This is a genomic window from Mycobacterium sp. (assembly GCF_050701675.1).
GTDB lineage: Bacteria > Actinomycetota > Actinomycetes > Mycobacteriales > Mycobacteriaceae > Mycobacterium.
The window spans coordinates 1-15,946 of the sequence record NZ_JBOGDD010000842.1 but is presented as its reverse complement, the minus strand read 5'-3'; the positions used below and the strand labels follow the sequence as shown (position 1 = coordinate 15,946).

The window sequence follows — 15,946 nt, the reverse complement described above, 5'->3', positions numbered from 1 at the left end:
GGTCAGGCCCTTGATCGAGAACGGAACACCGTGCAGCGGCCCTCGAATCCTGCCCTCGGCCCGTTCCTGCTGCAGCGTCGCGGCATCGTCGATGACCTGGTCGCGGTCGAAATGGATATAGGCGTTGAGCTGGGGATTGACGGCTTCGATCCGGTCGGCGAACACGGTCGCGATCTCCGTGGGCGTGATGGAACCTCCCCGCACGGCGTCGGCGAGCTCGGTGGCGGGCGTCCAGCACAGTTCGGCGTCGGGCATCGCTACAGTCTGGAAGGTGACTGCCCGGACCGCATCCGGAGAATCGTCGACGACCCGGGCCGCGGCACCCGTCGCCGACTGAGATCGGCCGATTCGCGGACCGATTCGATGCCTATTCCTGTAGGTACGCTGGACGCCATGACCGGCGCCCTGCTCGTACTCATCGTCATCCTCGTCGCAGCCATCGGGCTCGCCGTCTACGCCACGTCGAAGGCTTCCGGCAAGCGCACTGCCGCCTCCCTCGACGACGCGAAGGCTGACGCGAGGCGCACCATCGACCGGCTCGGTGGGCAGGTGATCAACCTGACCGGCACCGACGACGCGTCCAAGCAGGCGCTGGCCGACGCCTCCGAGCGCTTCAACGCCGCCGGGTCGCAGATCGACCAGGCCACCACCGCCCGACAGGCGCTGCTCGCCAAGGAGAGCGCCATGGAAGGGCTCTACTACGTACGCGCGGCGCGGGCGGCGATGGGGATGGATCCCGGTCCCGAGCTCGAGTCGCTCTCCGGACAGAATGCCGCAGGCACCGTGACGGAGGACCGCCGCGTGCAGTACGAGGGCCGCGACATCGAGGCCTCGCCCACCCCGTCGCAACGCACCCCGAACTACTACCCCGGCGGTCGCGTCGCAGGCAGGCCCGTACCCGCAGGCTGGTACTCCGAGCCGTGGTGGAAGCCCGCCCTGGTGGCTGGTGCCTGGGGTGTCGGCTCGGTGCTGCTGTTCAGCACGCTGTTCTCCGGCATGGGCGGGGTCGGCTACGACGCGCAAGGGTTCGAGAACGGCTACGGCGACGGCTTCCAGGACGGCCTCGACCAGGGCCAGCTCGACGGCGCCGGCGACCAGATGGGGCAGGACGGCGGCTGGGGTGACGGGGGTAGCGACGGCGGCGGCGGCTGGGATTTCGGCGGCGGTGGCGATTTCGGCGGCGGTGGCGATTTCGGTGGCGGTGGCGATTTCGGTGGCGGCGACTTCGGCGGCTTCTAGCCTTAAGTCATGGCTGCGTACGTCGTCTCCGAAGTCGAGATCCTCGACGAATCGTTCGCGGACCGCTACCGGACACTGGCCGCGGCGTCCATCGAGGAGCATGGCGGCCGCTATCTGGTCCGGGGTGCCGTCCCCGACGCCGTCGAGGACGAGATCCTGCCCCGCCGGCGACTGGTCATCGTCGAGTTCCCGGACATGGACACCGCTAGACGGTGGTACGCCTCCGCGGCATATGCGGAAGCGCTCGCCCTCCGCGACCGGGCGCTGACGCGGCGCCTGCTGTTCGTCGAGGGTGTTTAGAGCCGGCTCTCCAGCCGCGCCGACACCCCGGCCTCCTGAAGGTCGAGGCGCTCCAGCATGGCCCGCGCAGCCTCATCCTCGATGCGGCCGTCGTCGCGCTCGGCGATCAGCGCGGATCGTTGCGCCTTCAGCACGTCGAGGTAGAGCGTCGCAAACACCTCAGCCCGCTGGGTGCGCGTCGCGGGGTCGGGCATCTCGTCGGCGTCCTGCGACTGGCGGGCAATGGTGTTGCGGATCTCGAGCAGAACTCGCGGATCCAGCCCTTCCGGTGGATTCGACCTGAACTCGGCCAGCACCGCGTCTGCGGCCTCGTGCACCACCCGTTCGGCCTTGAGCGTCTCCTCACGTTCGAAGGCACCCTCGTCCTCCGACAGGTGCAGGCGACTGATCAACAGCGGCAGCGTCGCACCCTGGATCAACAACGTGCCGACACTGACGACGAACGCGATCGCCTGAATGGTCGCGCGCTCGGGAAACGGCTCGCCCGCCGCCGTCGTCACGGGGATGGCGGCAGCCGCGGCGAGGGTGACCACGCCGCGCATTCCGGTCCACGACACGACGACGTTCTCCTGCCACGTCAGCGACCGGCGGTCGACGAGCGCGCGCCGCTTGCCCGGCGGTTTACCGCGCCGACGGGTGCCCAGCGCGCCCCGGCCCCCGCGCTCGGGAGCCGGGACGCTCAGCCTGTTCTCGACGTGGCTCGAGAGCTTGCTGCGACCGAACATCACCAACACCGACAGTGGCCGGATCAGCATGACGATGACCAATACGATCAGCGCGGCGATGGCGACCTCGGCCAGTGACTCGTGAGCCTCCCGGAGATCCTCCAACACGAATCGAAGGTGCAGACCGATGTAGGCGAACACGAACGCCTCGAGCAGCACGTCCACCGAGTTCCATACGTAGCGCTCCTGCAACCGGGTCTGATAACCCGCGCCGAGAGCGCCGTTGCCGACGACGAACCCCGCAACGACGACGGCCAACACACCCGACGCGTGCAGTTCCTCGGCAGCGATGAACGCCGCGAAGGGCACCACCAGCCCCTGCACCGTCTCCAGGCCGGCATTGGCCAGTCGCTTGCGAATCCACAGCGTCACGAATCCCAGCGCGGCACCGACGATCGGCCCGAGCACGGCGCTGTAACTGAACAGCAGAAACGGATTCTCGATGAACGTGTGGCTGCCCGCGACCTGCGCGACCGCGATCGAGAACAGCGTCAGCGCGGCGGCGTCGTTGATGAGGCTCTCACCGGTGAGGATGGCCATCACCTTCTTCGGCAGGCCCAGCTTGCGGCCCACCGCGACGGCCGTCACCGCATCGGGCGGGGCCACGATCGCGCCGAGGACGAGCGCCGTGCCGAACGTCAGCGGCACGACCACCAGCCACGAGGACACCGCGGCAACGGCGAACGCGGTGACGACGACGAGCCCGACGCCGAGGCCGAGGATCGGTCGGATGTTGCGCAGGAAGGTCGGGAACGAGAAGTCCAGCGCGGCGGAGTAGAGCAGCGGCGGCAACACCACCGTCAGCAGGATGTGCGAATCCAGTTCTGGTGCTTCGAAGCCAGGCACGAACGATGCCGCGATACCGACGACGACGATGATCAGGGCGGGTTCGAGCCCGCGTCGATGCGCGATGGCGGTGACGACGATGGCCCCGACGACGACCAGGATGAGTTCCACCCGCCAATTGTCCCGTCAAACGCCGTTCGCCGCCGCGCGGGCTACACCTGGCAGGTGGGACACCAGAACAGGTTGCGCGCCTCCATCGCCTCGGTCCGGATCGCCGTGCCACACACCCGACACGGCTCCCCCGCGCGGCGGTACACGTAGGTACGTGGACGGCCCGGCCGATACGACGGCGGACCCTTGTCGTCCACCCGCCTGACGGTGACGATCTTGCCGTGGCTCACGCCGACCTTCATCAGGGCCACCAGGTCGGTCCAGGCGGCGTCGAACTCTGCGTCGCTCACGTGGGTGCCCGGTCGGTGCGGGTCGATGAGGTGACGGTAGAGCAGCTCGTTGCGGTACACGTTGCCCACGCCGGCGATGACGGCCTGATCCATCAACAGCGCACCGATCGGCCTGCGGGACTTGGCGATTCGCGCCCACGCGCGCGACGGGTCGGGAGCCCGACGCAGCGGGTCCGGCCCCAGTCTTGCGAGGATCTCGTCGACCTCGCCCTGGTGAATCACCTCGCAGGCGGTCGGCCCGCGCAGGTCGGTGCCGTATTCGGCCCCAACCATCCGCATCCGTACCTGACCGACGGGCTCGGGCATGGGCACGGCACGCTCGGTGAACGTGCCGTACAGCCCGAGGTGCACGTGGACGACCCGTCCGCCGACGTAGTGGTGGAACAGGTGCTTGCCATAGGCTTCGGCCCTGCGCAGCACCCGGCCGCTGACCGCGGAGGCGGCCTCTTCGAAGCGCCCCTGGGGGCTGGACACGATGACCGGCGCGGTGGCGAACCGCTTCTGGTGCAGTCTGGCCAACCGGTGGAGGGTGTGCCCTTCTGGCATCCCTCAGGCGCCCGGCACCGGCGGTGCGGCGTGAGTCGTCTCGTACTCGGCGAGGATGTCGATGCGGCGCTGATGGCGCGGCGCCTCGGACCACGCGGTGGTGAGGAACGCGTCGACGAAGGTGAGCGCGTCGGCGACGGTGTGCATCCGTGCACCGATGCCGATCAGTTGTGCGTTGTTGTGCTGGCGGGCCAACGACGCGGTCTCCACGCTCCAGGCCAGCGCACAGCGGGCGCCGGGCGCCTTGTTGGCGGCGATCTGTTCGCCGTTGCCGGAGCCGCCGATGACGATGCCGAGGCTGTCCGGATCGGCCACCGTCCTCTCCGCGGTGGCGATGCAGAAGGCCGGGTAGTCGTCCTCCGCGTCGTAGGTGAACGCACCGCAGTCGATCGGCTCGTGGCCGCCCGACTCGAGGTGCTCGACGATGGCCTGCTTGAGTTCGTATCCGGCGTGGTCAGAGCCGAGGTAGACGCGCATGGCGGTCACACTACTTTCTCTGCCAGGGCCTCACCGCGTTGCCACCAGACCGTCGAGAAGAAGGTCGAGCATCCGGTGCGCCTGCGCGGCGGAGTGGCTGGCCAGGAAGATCCCGATGAGGCTGGTGACGACGTCCTCGGCGCGGACGTCGGACCGCAGGCTGCCATCCGAACTGCCTGCGTTCAGCAGGGTTTCGACGGCGCCGAGCACGCTGTCCCTGGTGTCGCTGGGCTTGACGGTGCCTGCGGCGAACATCGCCCGCAGCGACTCGGCCATCCCGCGCTTCGCCGCGACGAACGCCGCGTAGCGGTCCATCCAGCGGCGCAGCGCGACGAGCGGCGCGTGGCGTTCCAACAGTTCGCCCGCCGATGCCGCCACCTCGGCGAGCTCGGTGCAGTAGACCGCCTCGATGAGTGCGTCACGGGTGGCGAAGTGCCGGTACAGGGTGCCGATGCCGACGCCCGCCTCGCGCGCGATGGCCTCGAGCGACACGGCGGTGCCGTCTGCGGCGGTGAACGCGGCTGTCGCCGCGGCCAGCAGACGCTCCCGGTTGCGGTGCGCATCGGCCCGAACTCGCGCCATAGCGGAGGCACCTCCGGTTCTGTTATCTTCGGACTAAGCGGAGGTTCCTCCGTCTTTGTCGAGTATCCCATCAAGGAGCGCCATGACGGAAACACCACACCCAGGGGGTCGGGCCCGGATCGGAGAGTTCGAGGTCGCCCGCGTCGGCTACGGTGCCATGCAGCTGGGTCCCGAGACGACGCCGACCGAGGACGCGGTGGCCCTCCTGCGCCGCGCCGTCGAGCTCGGCGTCAACCACGTCGACACCGCATCGTTCTACTCCGACGGCGAGGTGAACCGTCGCATCCGGGCCGCATTGGCGCCCTACCGGGACGACCTCGTCATCGTCAGCAAGGTCGGAGCGCGCAGCGTCAGCGGAGGCCGCATTCCGCTCGCCCCTGCGCAGAAGCCGGCCGAACTGCGGGCCGCCGTCGAAGCCGATCTCGAGCACCTCGGACTCGACCGGATCCCCGTGGTGAACCTGCGACGTCTCGACCTCGGCCCGGGACTGCAGGCCGACGGCGACCAGATCGTCGACCTCGACGATCAACTGGCCGAGATGATCGCCCTACGCGAGGAAGGCAAGATCGGCGCGATCGGCATCAGCAGCGTGCCGCTCGAGATCGTTCGCCGAGCACTCCCTGCGGGCATCGTCTGCGTGCAGAACGCCTACAGCCTGCTCAACCGGTCACAGGAAGCCCTGCTGAATCTCTGTGTGGCGGAGAACATTGCGTGGGTGCCCTACTTCCCGCTGGGGTCGTCGTTCCCCGGCTTCCCGAAGGTCGCCGCCGATCCGGTGGTGCTCGGCATCGCCGACGAACTAGGCGCCACTCCGTCGCAGATCGGACTCGCCTGGCTGCTGGCCCACACGTCCTACACGTTGCTGATCGCTGGCACCCGTTCGATCGGTCACCTCGAGGAGAACCTCGGCGCGGGAGACATCGTGTTGAATCCGGACGCGCTGGGCCGGCTCGACGCCGTCTACGACCCCGCGACGGACCCGCTGGCCAACGGTTTCGGCGTCGAGGCGTTCCTCGACGAACGCCACTGACGTGGCGACGCCGGCGTTCTAGCGGGCCGTCAGGCCGTCGAGCAGTACGGCGAGCAGGCGCGGGGTCCGCTCGGCCCACTCGTGTTCCTCGACGTGGGCGAGGAACCATGACAGCAGGATCACGTCACGCGAGTCGACGTCGCCGCGCAGCACGCCGCTCTCGCGACCAGCCGCGAGGAGGGCGGTGAGCGCGTCGCCGAGCTTGCCAAGCGTCTGCGCCCCGATATCGCGCCACACCGAGGCCTCGACGGCGGCGATCACTCCGAACTTCACCCGCGCGTAGGCCGCCAGTTGGGTGAACCACCGCTTGAGTGCCTCATCGGGTGAATGCTCGTCGAGCAGTGCATAGGCAAGGGCGACGAGCTCGTCGATCTCCCGGTCATAGAGCGCGCGGACCAGCTCGTCACGGGTGGCGAAGTGACGATAGAGCGTGCCTTGCCCCACTCCGGCCTGCCTCGCGACCGCGCTGAGCTTGAGCTCTCCCGGCTCGGTGATGAGGTGGCGTGCGGCCTCGATGATCACGGCCCGGCTCCGCGCCGCATCGGTGCGCTCCGACATCCCGCCTCCCCCACTCCTCGACCACGGACCTGACCGCGCCACTTGTAAACGGACAAATTGTCCGCTTTGATGAAGTGGACAGTTTGTCCGTATTGCTTCAGGAGGCTAACGATGGTTTCGCTCGACGACAAGGTGGTAGCGATAACCGGCGCCAGCAGTGGGATCGGCGCCGCAACGGCACGGCGGCTCGCGAGCCGCGGGGCCGCCGTGGTGCTCGGGGCCCGTCGCGTGGACCGCCTCGAGGCGCTGGCCGCAGACCTCCGCGCCGCCGGAGGTCGCGCCTGCACTGCAGAAGTGGACGTCACCCGCGCCGAGGACCTGCAACGGCTCGTCGCTACCGCCGTGTCCAGGTACGGCCGGCTGGACGTGCTGGTCAGCAACGCGGGGATCGGCCCGATTTCACCGATGGCCGCTCGTCGGCGTGCGGACTGGGACGCGATGATCGACGTCAATCTGCGCGGCGTCCTGCACGGCATCGACGCCGCCCTCCCCGTCTTCGAGGAGCAGGGGCGCGGCCACTTCGTCACCATCGTCTCGACCGCCGGGCTCAAGATCGTCCCGACCATGGCGGTCTACGCTGCCACCAAGAACGCGGTCCGCACCGTCCTGGAGGGGCTGCGCCAGGAGTCCACCGACGGGACGCTGAAGACCACGGCGATCTCGCCGGGGTTTGTGCGCACCGAGTTCGGCGACACCATCACCGACCCGGCCATCCGCGCCGAGATCGGCCGCGGGATGGAAGCGTTCGCGCTCGACCCGGACGCGGTCGCGAGGGCAGTCGAGTTCGTCGTCGAGCAGCCCTGGGAGGTCGAGATCGGCGAGCTCTCGATCAGACCCACGGTCCAGGGGTAGAGGCCGCTAGCCAACGGAGATGGCGTCGAGGCGTTCCTTGATGAAGGACGACGACGTCACTGGTTCCAGGCCGGACACCCTTCCGATCGGGGGCTCCAGTGGTGTGACGAGCGCATCGTGGTCGGCCTCGTAGAAATAGATCAACGACACCAGGTCCTCCTCGGGCGCCTCGGGCTGCGGCGGCAACACCCGATGCCGGCCGGACGGCCAACGCCTTCCACTCCAGTACTCCAGCAGATCGCCGATGTTGACCGTCAACGCGGCCGGGTCGTACGGGGCGTCCGCCCAACCCTCGGCGTCCGAATAGACCTGCAGCCCACCGGCTCCCGGCTCACGATCGAGGACCGTGACGGTACCGAAGTCGGTGTGCGGGCCGATGCGGAACTGGCCGGGCTCCGGTTCACCGACCACGCTGACGGGCGGGTAGTGGTTGATGTTCATCGTCCAGGTGGGACGGCTCGCGAGCTCGGCCCACGGATTGGCGGGCAGCCCGAGCGCGTGTGCGAAGAGCGCGAGCAGGTCATCCGACAGGCGACGCACGGCGGCGGTGTACTGCGACACCAGCGCGTGCAGTTCGGGCACCTCGGCGGGCCAGACGTTGGGGGCGAACCAGATTCGGTCGACCCCGGGATCGCCCGTCGCCGTCTCGGCGCCCAGGCTGTAGCTCTCCTTGAGGTCCGGGGGCGTCTCGGTGCCCTCGGCATAGCCGTTGGCCTCGGCGCCCGGCCCGATCCAACCGTGCCCACCGACCAGCACCGAGTAGCGCTGCTTGACGGCGTCGGGCTTGGCGAAGAACGCACGGCTGGCCCTGCGCACCGCGGCCGCCAGCTCAGGGTCGACACCGTGACCGGTCACCAGGATGAACCCCGCCTGCTGCAGACTCTCGTCGACCTCGGTGGCGACGGCGTCGGCAGCCGCTCCCCCGGCGCGCCAGCGCGAGATGTCCACCTTCGCAATGACACTCATTCCGACACTCCGATATCCTCATTCCACACCTCGGGGCGCTCCCCGATGAACTCCGTCATCATCTGCACGCACCGCTCGTCATCGAGAATCGTTATCGCCACGCCGTTCTCGGCCAGCCAGTCGTGACCACCGCTGAACGTCCGAGCCTCGCCGATCACCACGGCACCGATGTTGAACTGGCGCACCAGGCCGCTGCAGTACCAACAGGGCGAGAGCGTGGTGACCATGATCGTCGAGCGGTAGTCGCGTTGGCGGCCCGCTGCCCTGAACGCGTCGGTCTCACCGTGCACCGACGGGTCGTCGTCCTGCACCCGGCGGTTGTGCCCGCTGCCCAGCAACACCCCGTCGGCGCAGAACAGCGCGGCACCGATCGGTATCCCGCCCTCCGACAGACCCTTTCGGGCCTCGTCGACGGCGACGTCGAGCATCTGATCGGGTGTCATACCGCCTCGCGCTCGGTCGTGATCTTGGACTTGCAGGCCAGCAGGTACAGGCCGCCCGCCAGAAGGAAGCCGACGAAGAAGGTGATGTCGCCCAGTTGGGGCACGCCCCTGGCGATGTAGCCGGTGAACTTCTCCTGATTGGAGAACAACAGTACCGACACGACGAGGCCGATCGCGAACGACGACAGACCGCCCCAGTTGGCGTAGGACCGGTCGTACAGGAAGCCGGCGATCCTCTGGCCACGCCGCAGGTACTGATCGGCGAACACGACACCGAGCCACGGCCCGATCCAGTACGCGATGATGAGCAGGAACGCCTCGTAGCTGGCCGCGGCATCCGGAAGTGCCCACCAGGCCACCAGGAAACCCGCGACCCCGAAGAACGCCGTGACCAGCGCGCGGGCGATGTGTGCGGGTAGCTTGACTCCGATCGTGACGAATGCCATTGCGCCGGAGTAGATATTGATCGAGTTGGCGGCGATCGCCCCGATCGCGATGGCCAGCAGTGTCGCCTTCGCGATCGGCGACGCCAGCTGGCCGGTGAAGGCCTCGGTGGGGTTGTCCGACAGCGCGGGCCCGATCGTGACCGAGGCTGCGCCGACGATCTCCAGCACCACGCAGGACGAGAACAGCCCGGCGGAGGCGAACAGTCCGGTGCGCGCCGTGGATACGGTCGACGGGAGGTAGCGGGTGTAGTCCGCAGCGTAGGGCGTCCAGCCCGCGGCGTAGCCGAACGCGGTGCCGACGGTGAGCAGGAAGCCGCCCATGGAGCCGTCGCCGACGAACGGTTCCAGCGCGGGTGCGTCGAAGTGCGACTTGGTGAGGATCGCTACCGAGGCGACCGCGAAGGTCACGGCGAGCACCGGGAACGACCACCGCTCGAATGCTTGGACGAGGTTGTGGCCGAAGAACGCGAACGCCGTCTGCAGCAGCACGATGATGATCAGGCCGATCAGCGGACCGACGCCGAACAGCGCCGCCAATGCGTATGCGCCGCTGACGCTGTTGGTCGCGAACCAGCCCACTCCGGCCGTCACCGACATCAGGACCGCGGGCACGGCATTGCCCTTGAACCCGAACGCCAACCGGCCAAGCACCATCTGCGGCACGCCGTGCAGCGGGCCGCGAGCCGACAACAGGTAGTGGGCGGCAGCACCGAGCCCGGTGCCGATGACGATGCCCGACACGGCCTGCCAGAAACTCATGCCGTACACGGCCACGGCGAGCACCCCGACGAAGATCGTCGCGAACTCGAGGTTCGGCGACGTCCAGGTCCAGAACAGCTGACTCGGCTTCCCGTGCCGGTCTTCCTCCGCGATGAACTCGTTGCCACCGGGTTCGACCGCGACGATCTTGTTGCGGTAGGAACCGTCGGTGGTGGGCTCGGTCGCTGTCATGGATACACCGTGGTGGTTGCGCCGACGGCCCGCAACCGGAATGGCCGATTAGCCGTTCGCGAAGACCAGGTGAACGTGTGGAAGACGCTGATGCCGGCGAGCGCACCCGGCACCAGCGTCAGAACCGTCAGTCGAACTCGGGCGACTCGTGACGCGTGCGCTTGAGCTCGAAGAAGTGGGGATACGCCGCGAAGATCACCGACGCGTCCCACAGCTTCCCGGCTTCTTCACCGCGCGGGATCCGCGACAGCACCGGGCCGAAGAACGCGACGCCGTTGACGTGGATGGTGGGGGTGCCGACGTCGTCGCCGACCGCGTCCATCCCCGCGTGGTGGCTCTTGCGCAGCTCGTCGTCGAACTTGTCGCTGGTGGCCGCCTCGGCCAGTTCGGCGGGCAGGCCCACCTCTTCGAGCGATTCGGCGATGACCTTGGTGAAGTCGGGGTCGGTCTCCCGGTAACCCTGGTTGTGGATCTTGGTGCCCATCGCGGTGTACAGGGGGCTGAGGATCTCGTTGCCCTTGGCCTGCTCGGCCGCGATCGCGACGCGGACGGGACCCCACGCCTTCTTCATCATCTCCTGGTACTGCTCGGGGAGATCGCGGCCCTCGTTGAGCACCGCGAGGCTCATGACGTGGAAGTTCACCTCGATGTCGCGCACCTTCTCGACCTCGAGAATCCAGCGTGACGTGATCCAGCACCACGGGCACAGCGGGTCGAACCAGAAACCGGCGACATCCTTCTTGGCCATCATCAAATCCTCTCGGCAGGCAAGTGGGCAGAGCTCCGTTCAGCACAACTATGCACGCCTCGGCTGTGTTCCCGGTCTGCGTCTAGGCTTGGCCGACGTGGCACTTCCCAACCTCACTCGCGACCAGGCGGCCGAGCGCGCGGCGCTCGTCACCATCGACAACTACCGGATCGTCCTCGACCTCACCGACGGCAGCGGTGCGCCAGGCGAACACACCTTCCGGTCGACGACGACCGTGACGTTCGACGCGCTGGCCGGCTCGGACACCGTCATCGACATTGCCGCCGACTCCGTTCGTAGCGCCACGCTCAACGGCGTCGACATCGACGTCTCGGGCTACGACGAGTCCACCGGCGTGCCCCTGGCCGGCCTGGCCGAGCACAACGTCGTCGTCGTGGACGCCGACTGCCGGTATTCCAATACCGGCGAGGGCCTGCACCGCTTCACCGACCCGGTCGACGACGAGATCTACCTCTACTCGCAGTTCGAGACCGCCGACGCCAAGCGGATGTTCGCGTGCTTCGACCAACCCGATCTGAAGGCCACCTTCGACGTCGCGGTCACCGCGCCCCCGCACTGGCAGGTCATCTCCAACGGTGCCACCGTCAGCGTCGAGGACGGGGTGCACACGTTTGAGACAACGCCGCGGATGAGCACCTACCTGGCGGCCCTCATCGCGGGCCCCTACGCGCGATGGGACGACGTCTACTCCGACGATCACGGCGACATCCCGCTGGGCATCTTCTGCCGCTCCTCTCTGAGTGAGTACATGGACGCCGAACGGCTCTTCACCGAGACGAAGCAGGGCTTCGGCTTCTACCACCAGAACTTTGGCGTGCCATACGCATTCGGCAAGTACGACCAACTGTTCGTCCCCGAGTTCAACGCTGGCGCCATGGAGAACGCCGGCGCGGTGACCTTCCTGGAGGACTACGTCTTCCGGAGCAAGGTGACGCGCTACAGCTACGAGCGGCGCTCCGAGACCGTGCTGCACGAGATGGCGCACATGTGGTTCGGTGATCTGGTCACCATGCAGTGGTGGGACGATCTGTGGCTCAACGAGTCCTTCGCGACGTTCGCCTCGGTGTTGTGCCAAAGTGAGGCAACGGAATACAAGCACGCGTGGACGACGTTCGCCAACGTCGAGAAGTCGTGGGCGTACCGGCAGGACCAGTTGCCGTCCACGCATCCCGTGGCCGCCGACATCCCCGATCTGCACGCCGTCGAGGTGAACTTCGACGGGATCACCTACGCCAAGGGCGCGAGCGTGCTCAAGCAGCTCGTCGCCTACGTGGGACTCGAAGCGTTCCTCGCCGGCCTGCGCGACTACTTCCGCGACCACGCCTTCGCCAACGCCACGTTCGGCGATCTGCTTGGCGCGCTGGAGAAGTCGTCGGGCCGCGACCTCTCACAGTGGGGCCGCCAGTGGCTGAAGACCGCCGGGCTAAACACGCTGCGGGCCGACTTCGACGTCGACGGTGACGGCGCCTTCACCCGCTTCGCGATCGATCAGAGCGGCGCCACGCCTGGCGCCGGCGAGACCCGCGTGCACCGGCTGGCCGTTGGCATCTACGACGACGACGGCAACGGCAAGCTGGTCCGCACCCACCGCGAGGAACTCGACGTCGACGGAGCGAGCACAGACGTCTCTGCACTGCAGGGCGTCCCGCGCGGAAAGCTGATCCTGGTCAACGACGACGACCTGACGTACTGCTCGCTGCGGCTCGATCCGGAGTCACTGCAGACGGTGCTGACCCGCGTCGCCGACATCGCCGAGTCGCTGCCCCGCACGCTGGCGTGGTCGGCGGCATGGGAGATGACCCGCGAGGCCGAGTTGAAGGCCCGCGACTTCGTCGAGCTGGTCAAGAACGGCGTGCACGCCGAGACGGAAGTTGGCGTGGCCCAACGTCTGTTGCTGCAGGCGCAGACCGCGCTCAACGCCTACGCCGACCCGGACTGGGCATGCTCGCAGGGATGGCCGGCATTCGCCGACCGGCTCCTCGAGCTCGCCCGCGGCGCCGAGCCCGGCTCCGATCACCAGCTGGCCTACGTCAACGCGCTGTCCACGTCGGCGCTGTCGTTGCGTCACACGGCGGTGCTGGCGGCGCTTCTGGACACCGATCCGGCCGAGCTGGGACTCGCAGGCCTGAGCATCGACACCGATCTGCGGTGGCGCCTGGTCGTCGCACTCGCGGCCGGCGGCGACGTCGACCAGGAGGGCACCGCGACGCCGTTCATCGACGCCGAGGCACAGCGCGATCCCACGGCGGCGGGACGGCGCAATGCGGCGGCGGCTTCGGCCGCTCGACCCCAGGCCGCGGTGAAGGAAGCTGCGTGGCAGCAGGTGGTCGAGGACGACACCCTCGCCAACGTCACCACCCGCGCCATCGTCGGCGGATTCGTCCAGCCCGGCCAGGCTGCGTTGCTCGAGCCGTTCACCGCGAAGTACTTCGACGCCATCTCCGAGCTGTGGGAGCGACGGTCCAGCGAGGTCGCCCAGACGGTGGTCATCGGGCTGTACCCCTCGTCGAACGTCAGCCAGGCGGGCCTCGAGGCTGCCGACCGATTCCTGGCCGGTGAGGTGCCGCCCGCGTTGCGCCGGCTGGTGATCGAGGGCCGGGCGGGTGTGGAGCGGGCGCTGCGGGCGCGCGCGTTCGACGTCAGCTAGACCCCACCGCCCGCCGACATTGGGCCCGCCGACATTGGGCCCGCCGAAATAGCATTCCCTGTCGTGACCGAACGGTCTCAACGACAGGGAATACTATTTCGCGGAAGGCGCCGGGCGGGTCACAGCAAATAATCAGAACCGCAACATGGTGCGCCCCGCGTCGATCGCGGACGGCGGTCGGCCATGTTCTTGAGCCCGTGGTGAGCGCAAAATCACACGTCAGAGTTTGATTTACACGGAGTTAACACGGATCATGGAGTAGTCCGCCGAAGGGGTGATCCTCGTTTCGACGGGCACACAGCAACCCCTGCTCTGTGATCCGGAGCACAACCAAGGAGTGAGAACGATGTCCTTCGCGCAGTTGCGGTCAGACCTGACGCGCACGATGAACCGGCGCCGCCTCTACGCGCGGATCCACGCACTTCCCGATTCAACGGTGCGTGAAGAGCTGCTGGCGATCGCTCAGCGGCACGACGAGAACAGCTGACCGACGAGCTTCCAAAGCCGGTGACCAGACGAGGTCACCGGCTTCGTCGTTTCCCGGCGCAGTCACCGCCGAGGGTGCGTGAAATGCCGATGCTCGGCGGCATGTCGCGAGCAGACACGCACGCTCGCGCAGGAAAAGGAAGCGCAGGGAAAGGAAGCGCAGGGAAAGAGTCAGCGGGGTGAGACGGCGGCGCTCAGCACGCGCACGGCGCTGATGAGCCCGTCCAGCAGGTTGCCCTCCTGGAACGACGCCGCAGCCGCCGAGACGCCCAATGGTGCGGCTTCCTCGATGCCGCGGCCCTTGACCTCCGACCCGTAAACCACCTCGATGGCCTTCTGGTTCGGCGAGACGGCCAATAGCACCGCGTTGTCCGGCGTGGGCACCTTGGCCAGGATCTCGCGCGCCGCGGCCGCGGTGTCCGCACCGAGGTCGCCCAGGTACACCGCGAAGCGTGCCTTGGCCGCGCGCGAGCCGTACTTCAGCGCATCGTCCAGAACGACGAGGTCCTTGACCGGGAACGGGTAGTGCACCGACAGCTCACCGGGTTCGGTGACTCCGGAGATGCGCCCGCTGGTGGTGTACGCGAAGCCGTAGGGCAGAGCCTCGGAGCTGACCGTCGCCAGCTCGGTCGAATGGTCACCACTTGCCACTTGCGCCACCTCCCACGGTCAGGTGCGAACCATGGCCGTGATCGGCCGGTTCCTCGGACGCCCAGAGGATCGGGGCGTGCGTCCACTCGTCGGTCATCTTGTAGGTCACCGGGTGCGGGCCCCTGCGCCGATAGATCAGTAACGCGAGTACCAACGTCAACAGCAGCGGAACCCCGCCGAGGAGCGAATGGGTCAGTGCGATGCTCACGTCGCAAACCGTATCTCAATGGCCACTCAAGCCGCTCCCTCACCCAGGTATCGCACCCACGCGGGGTCGAGTTCCTTCACCGACGACAGGAGCCGCCAATGCTGCCCCTTCGGCGGAACGGGTACCGAACGCAGCGCCCAACCCAGCTCGGCGAGCAGCCGGTCGGCCTTGCGGTGATTGCAGTTCGCGCATGCCGCGACGCAGTTCTCCCAGGAATGCTCGCCACCACGGCTACGCGGCACCACGTGATCGACGGTGTCGGCCTTGGCGCCGCAGTACGCGCAGCGGAACCGGTCGCGGTGCATCAGTGCCGCGCGGGTCATGGGAACCCGCGCCCGGTAGGGCACCCGCACGAAGGATCGAAGCCGGATCACCGACGGCACCGTGATCGCCCGCGTCGCGGAGTGGATCACCGGCCCGTTCGGGTCGTCGTGCACGACGTCGGCCTTGCCGCACAGCAGCATGATGACGGCACGCCGGGCGGGCAACGCGGCAAGGGGTTCGTAGGTGGAGTTCAGCAGGAGCACCCGTCGACGGCCCCAGACGCTGCCGTCGGTGATGGGTGGTCGGGCGTCGATTCCGGAGAGGGGAAGCGAGCGCGCAGCAAGCACTGACGGCCCAGATGAACCAGCCGCGGTCAGATGCCCGCGGCTCCTCCTTCGCTGCGACATACGTCCTCCAGAAAACAGTGGACCACGGATCTGTACCGATCGCACGACAATTCCTGCCGTGTTCGCAGGTCGCCTCGATGAACTTCCGGTGACGTCGCCGTGTTTGCCGTGGGTGCAGCGTCCCCCGTCGCTCCGCTCCCGCCCACCGGACC

The 15,946-nt window shown here is 68.0% G+C and carries 19 protein-coding genes; 6 read left to right on the top strand and 13 right to left on the bottom strand.

Annotated elements, in window-relative coordinates:
• Positions 1-255: amidase family protein (locus ACRDUX_RS25915; RefSeq protein ID WP_526417899.1), on the bottom strand; the 255-nt coding region annotated here is incomplete at its 3' end.
• Positions 256-393: 138 nt separating this feature from the next.
• Here ACRDUX_RS25915 and ACRDUX_RS25910 point away from each other — a divergent pair.
• Both ACRDUX_RS25910 and ACRDUX_RS25905 read left to right on the top strand, forming a co-directional pair.
• Positions 394-1,239: a DUF1542 domain-containing protein gene (locus ACRDUX_RS25910; protein ID WP_526417897.1), complete on the top strand. Its 846-nt coding sequence runs from the start codon at positions 394-396 to the stop codon at positions 1,237-1,239.
• A gap of 9 nt (positions 1,240-1,248) precedes the next feature.
• On the top strand, positions 1,249-1,539 hold the full coding sequence (locus ACRDUX_RS25905) for a DUF1330 domain-containing protein (RefSeq protein WP_526417895.1): 291 nt from the start codon (positions 1,249-1,251) through the stop codon (positions 1,537-1,539).
• Here ACRDUX_RS25905 and ACRDUX_RS25900 read toward each other — a convergent pair.
• The 4 genes from ACRDUX_RS25900 to ACRDUX_RS25885 are packed head-to-tail and all read right to left on the bottom strand — an operon-like array spanning position 1,536 to position 5,116.
• Positions 1,536-3,221, bottom strand: a complete 1,686-nt coding sequence (locus tag ACRDUX_RS25900) for a cation:proton antiporter (RefSeq protein WP_526417893.1) — start codon at positions 3,219-3,221, stop codon at positions 1,536-1,538. The two genes, ACRDUX_RS25905 and ACRDUX_RS25900, sit on opposite strands and share 4 nt — an antisense overlap.
• A gap of 41 nt (positions 3,222-3,262) precedes the next feature.
• Entirely contained in the window at positions 3,263-4,057 is a 795-nt protein-coding gene (locus tag ACRDUX_RS25895; protein ID WP_526417891.1) for an Fpg/Nei family DNA glycosylase, read from the bottom strand.
• A 3-nt stretch (positions 4,058-4,060) separates the two neighbouring features.
• Positions 4,061-4,534 (bottom strand): ribose-5-phosphate isomerase, encoded by a 474-nt coding sequence (locus tag ACRDUX_RS25890; RefSeq protein WP_526417889.1) that lies wholly within the window; start codon positions 4,532-4,534, stop codon positions 4,061-4,063.
• A gap of 30 nt (positions 4,535-4,564) precedes the next feature.
• Positions 4,565-5,116, bottom strand: a complete 552-nt coding sequence (locus ACRDUX_RS25885; protein ID WP_526417888.1) for a TetR/AcrR family transcriptional regulator — start codon at positions 5,114-5,116, stop codon at positions 4,565-4,567.
• 82 nt (positions 5,117-5,198) lie between these two features.
• On the opposite strand from ACRDUX_RS25885, the gene ACRDUX_RS25880 reads away from it, so the two are divergent.
• Positions 5,199-6,146: an aldo/keto reductase gene (locus tag ACRDUX_RS25880; RefSeq protein WP_526417886.1), complete on the top strand. Its 948-nt coding sequence runs from the start codon at positions 5,199-5,201 to the stop codon at positions 6,144-6,146.
• An 18-nt stretch (positions 6,147-6,164) separates the two neighbouring features.
• Here ACRDUX_RS25880 and ACRDUX_RS25875 read toward each other — a convergent pair whose 3' ends face one another.
• Entirely contained in the window at positions 6,165-6,704 is a 540-nt protein-coding gene (locus ACRDUX_RS25875; protein WP_526417884.1) for a TetR/AcrR family transcriptional regulator, read from the bottom strand.
• 111 nt (positions 6,705-6,815) lie between these two features.
• Between ACRDUX_RS25875 and ACRDUX_RS25870 the strand changes: the two genes are divergently transcribed.
• Entirely contained in the window at positions 6,816-7,556 is a 741-nt protein-coding gene (locus tag ACRDUX_RS25870; RefSeq protein ID WP_526417882.1) for an SDR family oxidoreductase, read from the top strand.
• A 6-nt stretch (positions 7,557-7,562) separates the two neighbouring features.
• Here ACRDUX_RS25870 and ACRDUX_RS25865 read toward each other — a convergent pair whose 3' ends face one another.
• The 4 genes from ACRDUX_RS25865 to ACRDUX_RS25850 all read right to left on the bottom strand — a co-directional run bounded on the left by ACRDUX_RS25865 (position 7,563) and on the right by ACRDUX_RS25850 (position 11,110).
• A complete protein-coding gene (locus ACRDUX_RS25865) occupies positions 7,563-8,522 on the bottom strand; it encodes an isopenicillin N synthase family dioxygenase (RefSeq protein ID WP_526417880.1) in 960 nt (319 codons plus the stop codon).
• Entirely contained in the window at positions 8,519-8,965 is a 447-nt protein-coding gene (locus ACRDUX_RS25860; RefSeq protein WP_526417878.1) for a nucleoside deaminase, read from the bottom strand. Before ACRDUX_RS25860 ends, ACRDUX_RS25865 begins: the two co-directional genes overlap by 4 nt.
• Complete coding sequence (locus tag ACRDUX_RS25855; protein WP_526417876.1) at positions 8,962-10,362, bottom strand: purine-cytosine permease family protein; 1,401 nt, start codon at positions 10,360-10,362, stop codon at positions 8,962-8,964. The genes ACRDUX_RS25860 and ACRDUX_RS25855 overlap by 4 nt, the downstream gene beginning before the upstream one ends.
• A 127-nt stretch (positions 10,363-10,489) precedes the next feature.
• Positions 10,490-11,110: a mycothiol-dependent nitroreductase Rv2466c family protein gene (locus tag ACRDUX_RS25850; RefSeq protein ID WP_526417874.1), complete on the bottom strand. Its 621-nt coding sequence runs from the start codon at positions 11,108-11,110 to the stop codon at positions 10,490-10,492.
• Positions 11,111-11,207: 97 nt separating this feature from the next.
• Here ACRDUX_RS25850 and pepN point away from each other — a divergent pair, with 97 nt between their 5' ends.
• Together pepN and ACRDUX_RS25840 are read left to right on the top strand one after the other, a co-directional pair.
• Complete coding sequence (gene pepN, locus ACRDUX_RS25845) at positions 11,208-13,778, top strand: aminopeptidase N (protein WP_526417873.1); 2,571 nt, start codon at positions 11,208-11,210, stop codon at positions 13,776-13,778.
• A gap of 346 nt (positions 13,779-14,124) precedes the next feature.
• Positions 14,125-14,265 (top strand): hypothetical protein, encoded by a 141-nt coding sequence (locus ACRDUX_RS25840; protein ID WP_526417871.1) that lies wholly within the window; start codon positions 14,125-14,127, stop codon positions 14,263-14,265.
• A 170-nt stretch (positions 14,266-14,435) separates the two neighbouring features.
• On the opposite strand, the gene ACRDUX_RS25835 is transcribed toward ACRDUX_RS25840, so the two are convergent.
• Genes ACRDUX_RS25835 through ACRDUX_RS25825 form a run of 3 tightly spaced genes read right to left on the bottom strand, consistent with a single transcriptional unit; the run spans position 14,436 to position 15,794 of the window.
• Positions 14,436-14,888, bottom strand: coding sequence for a DUF5130 family protein (locus ACRDUX_RS25835; RefSeq protein WP_526417901.1), 453 nt, complete (start codon positions 14,886-14,888; stop codon positions 14,436-14,438).
• 13 nt (positions 14,889-14,901) lie between these two features.
• Positions 14,902-15,123, bottom strand: coding sequence for an aa3-type cytochrome oxidase subunit CtaJ (gene ctaJ / locus ACRDUX_RS25830; RefSeq protein ID WP_526417869.1), 222 nt, complete (start codon positions 15,121-15,123; stop codon positions 14,902-14,904).
• Positions 15,124-15,149: 26 nt separating this feature from the next.
• Complete coding sequence (locus ACRDUX_RS25825) at positions 15,150-15,794, bottom strand: HNH endonuclease signature motif containing protein (RefSeq protein WP_526417867.1); 645 nt, start codon at positions 15,792-15,794, stop codon at positions 15,150-15,152.
• Between the last annotated feature and the right edge of the window lie 152 nt (positions 15,795-15,946).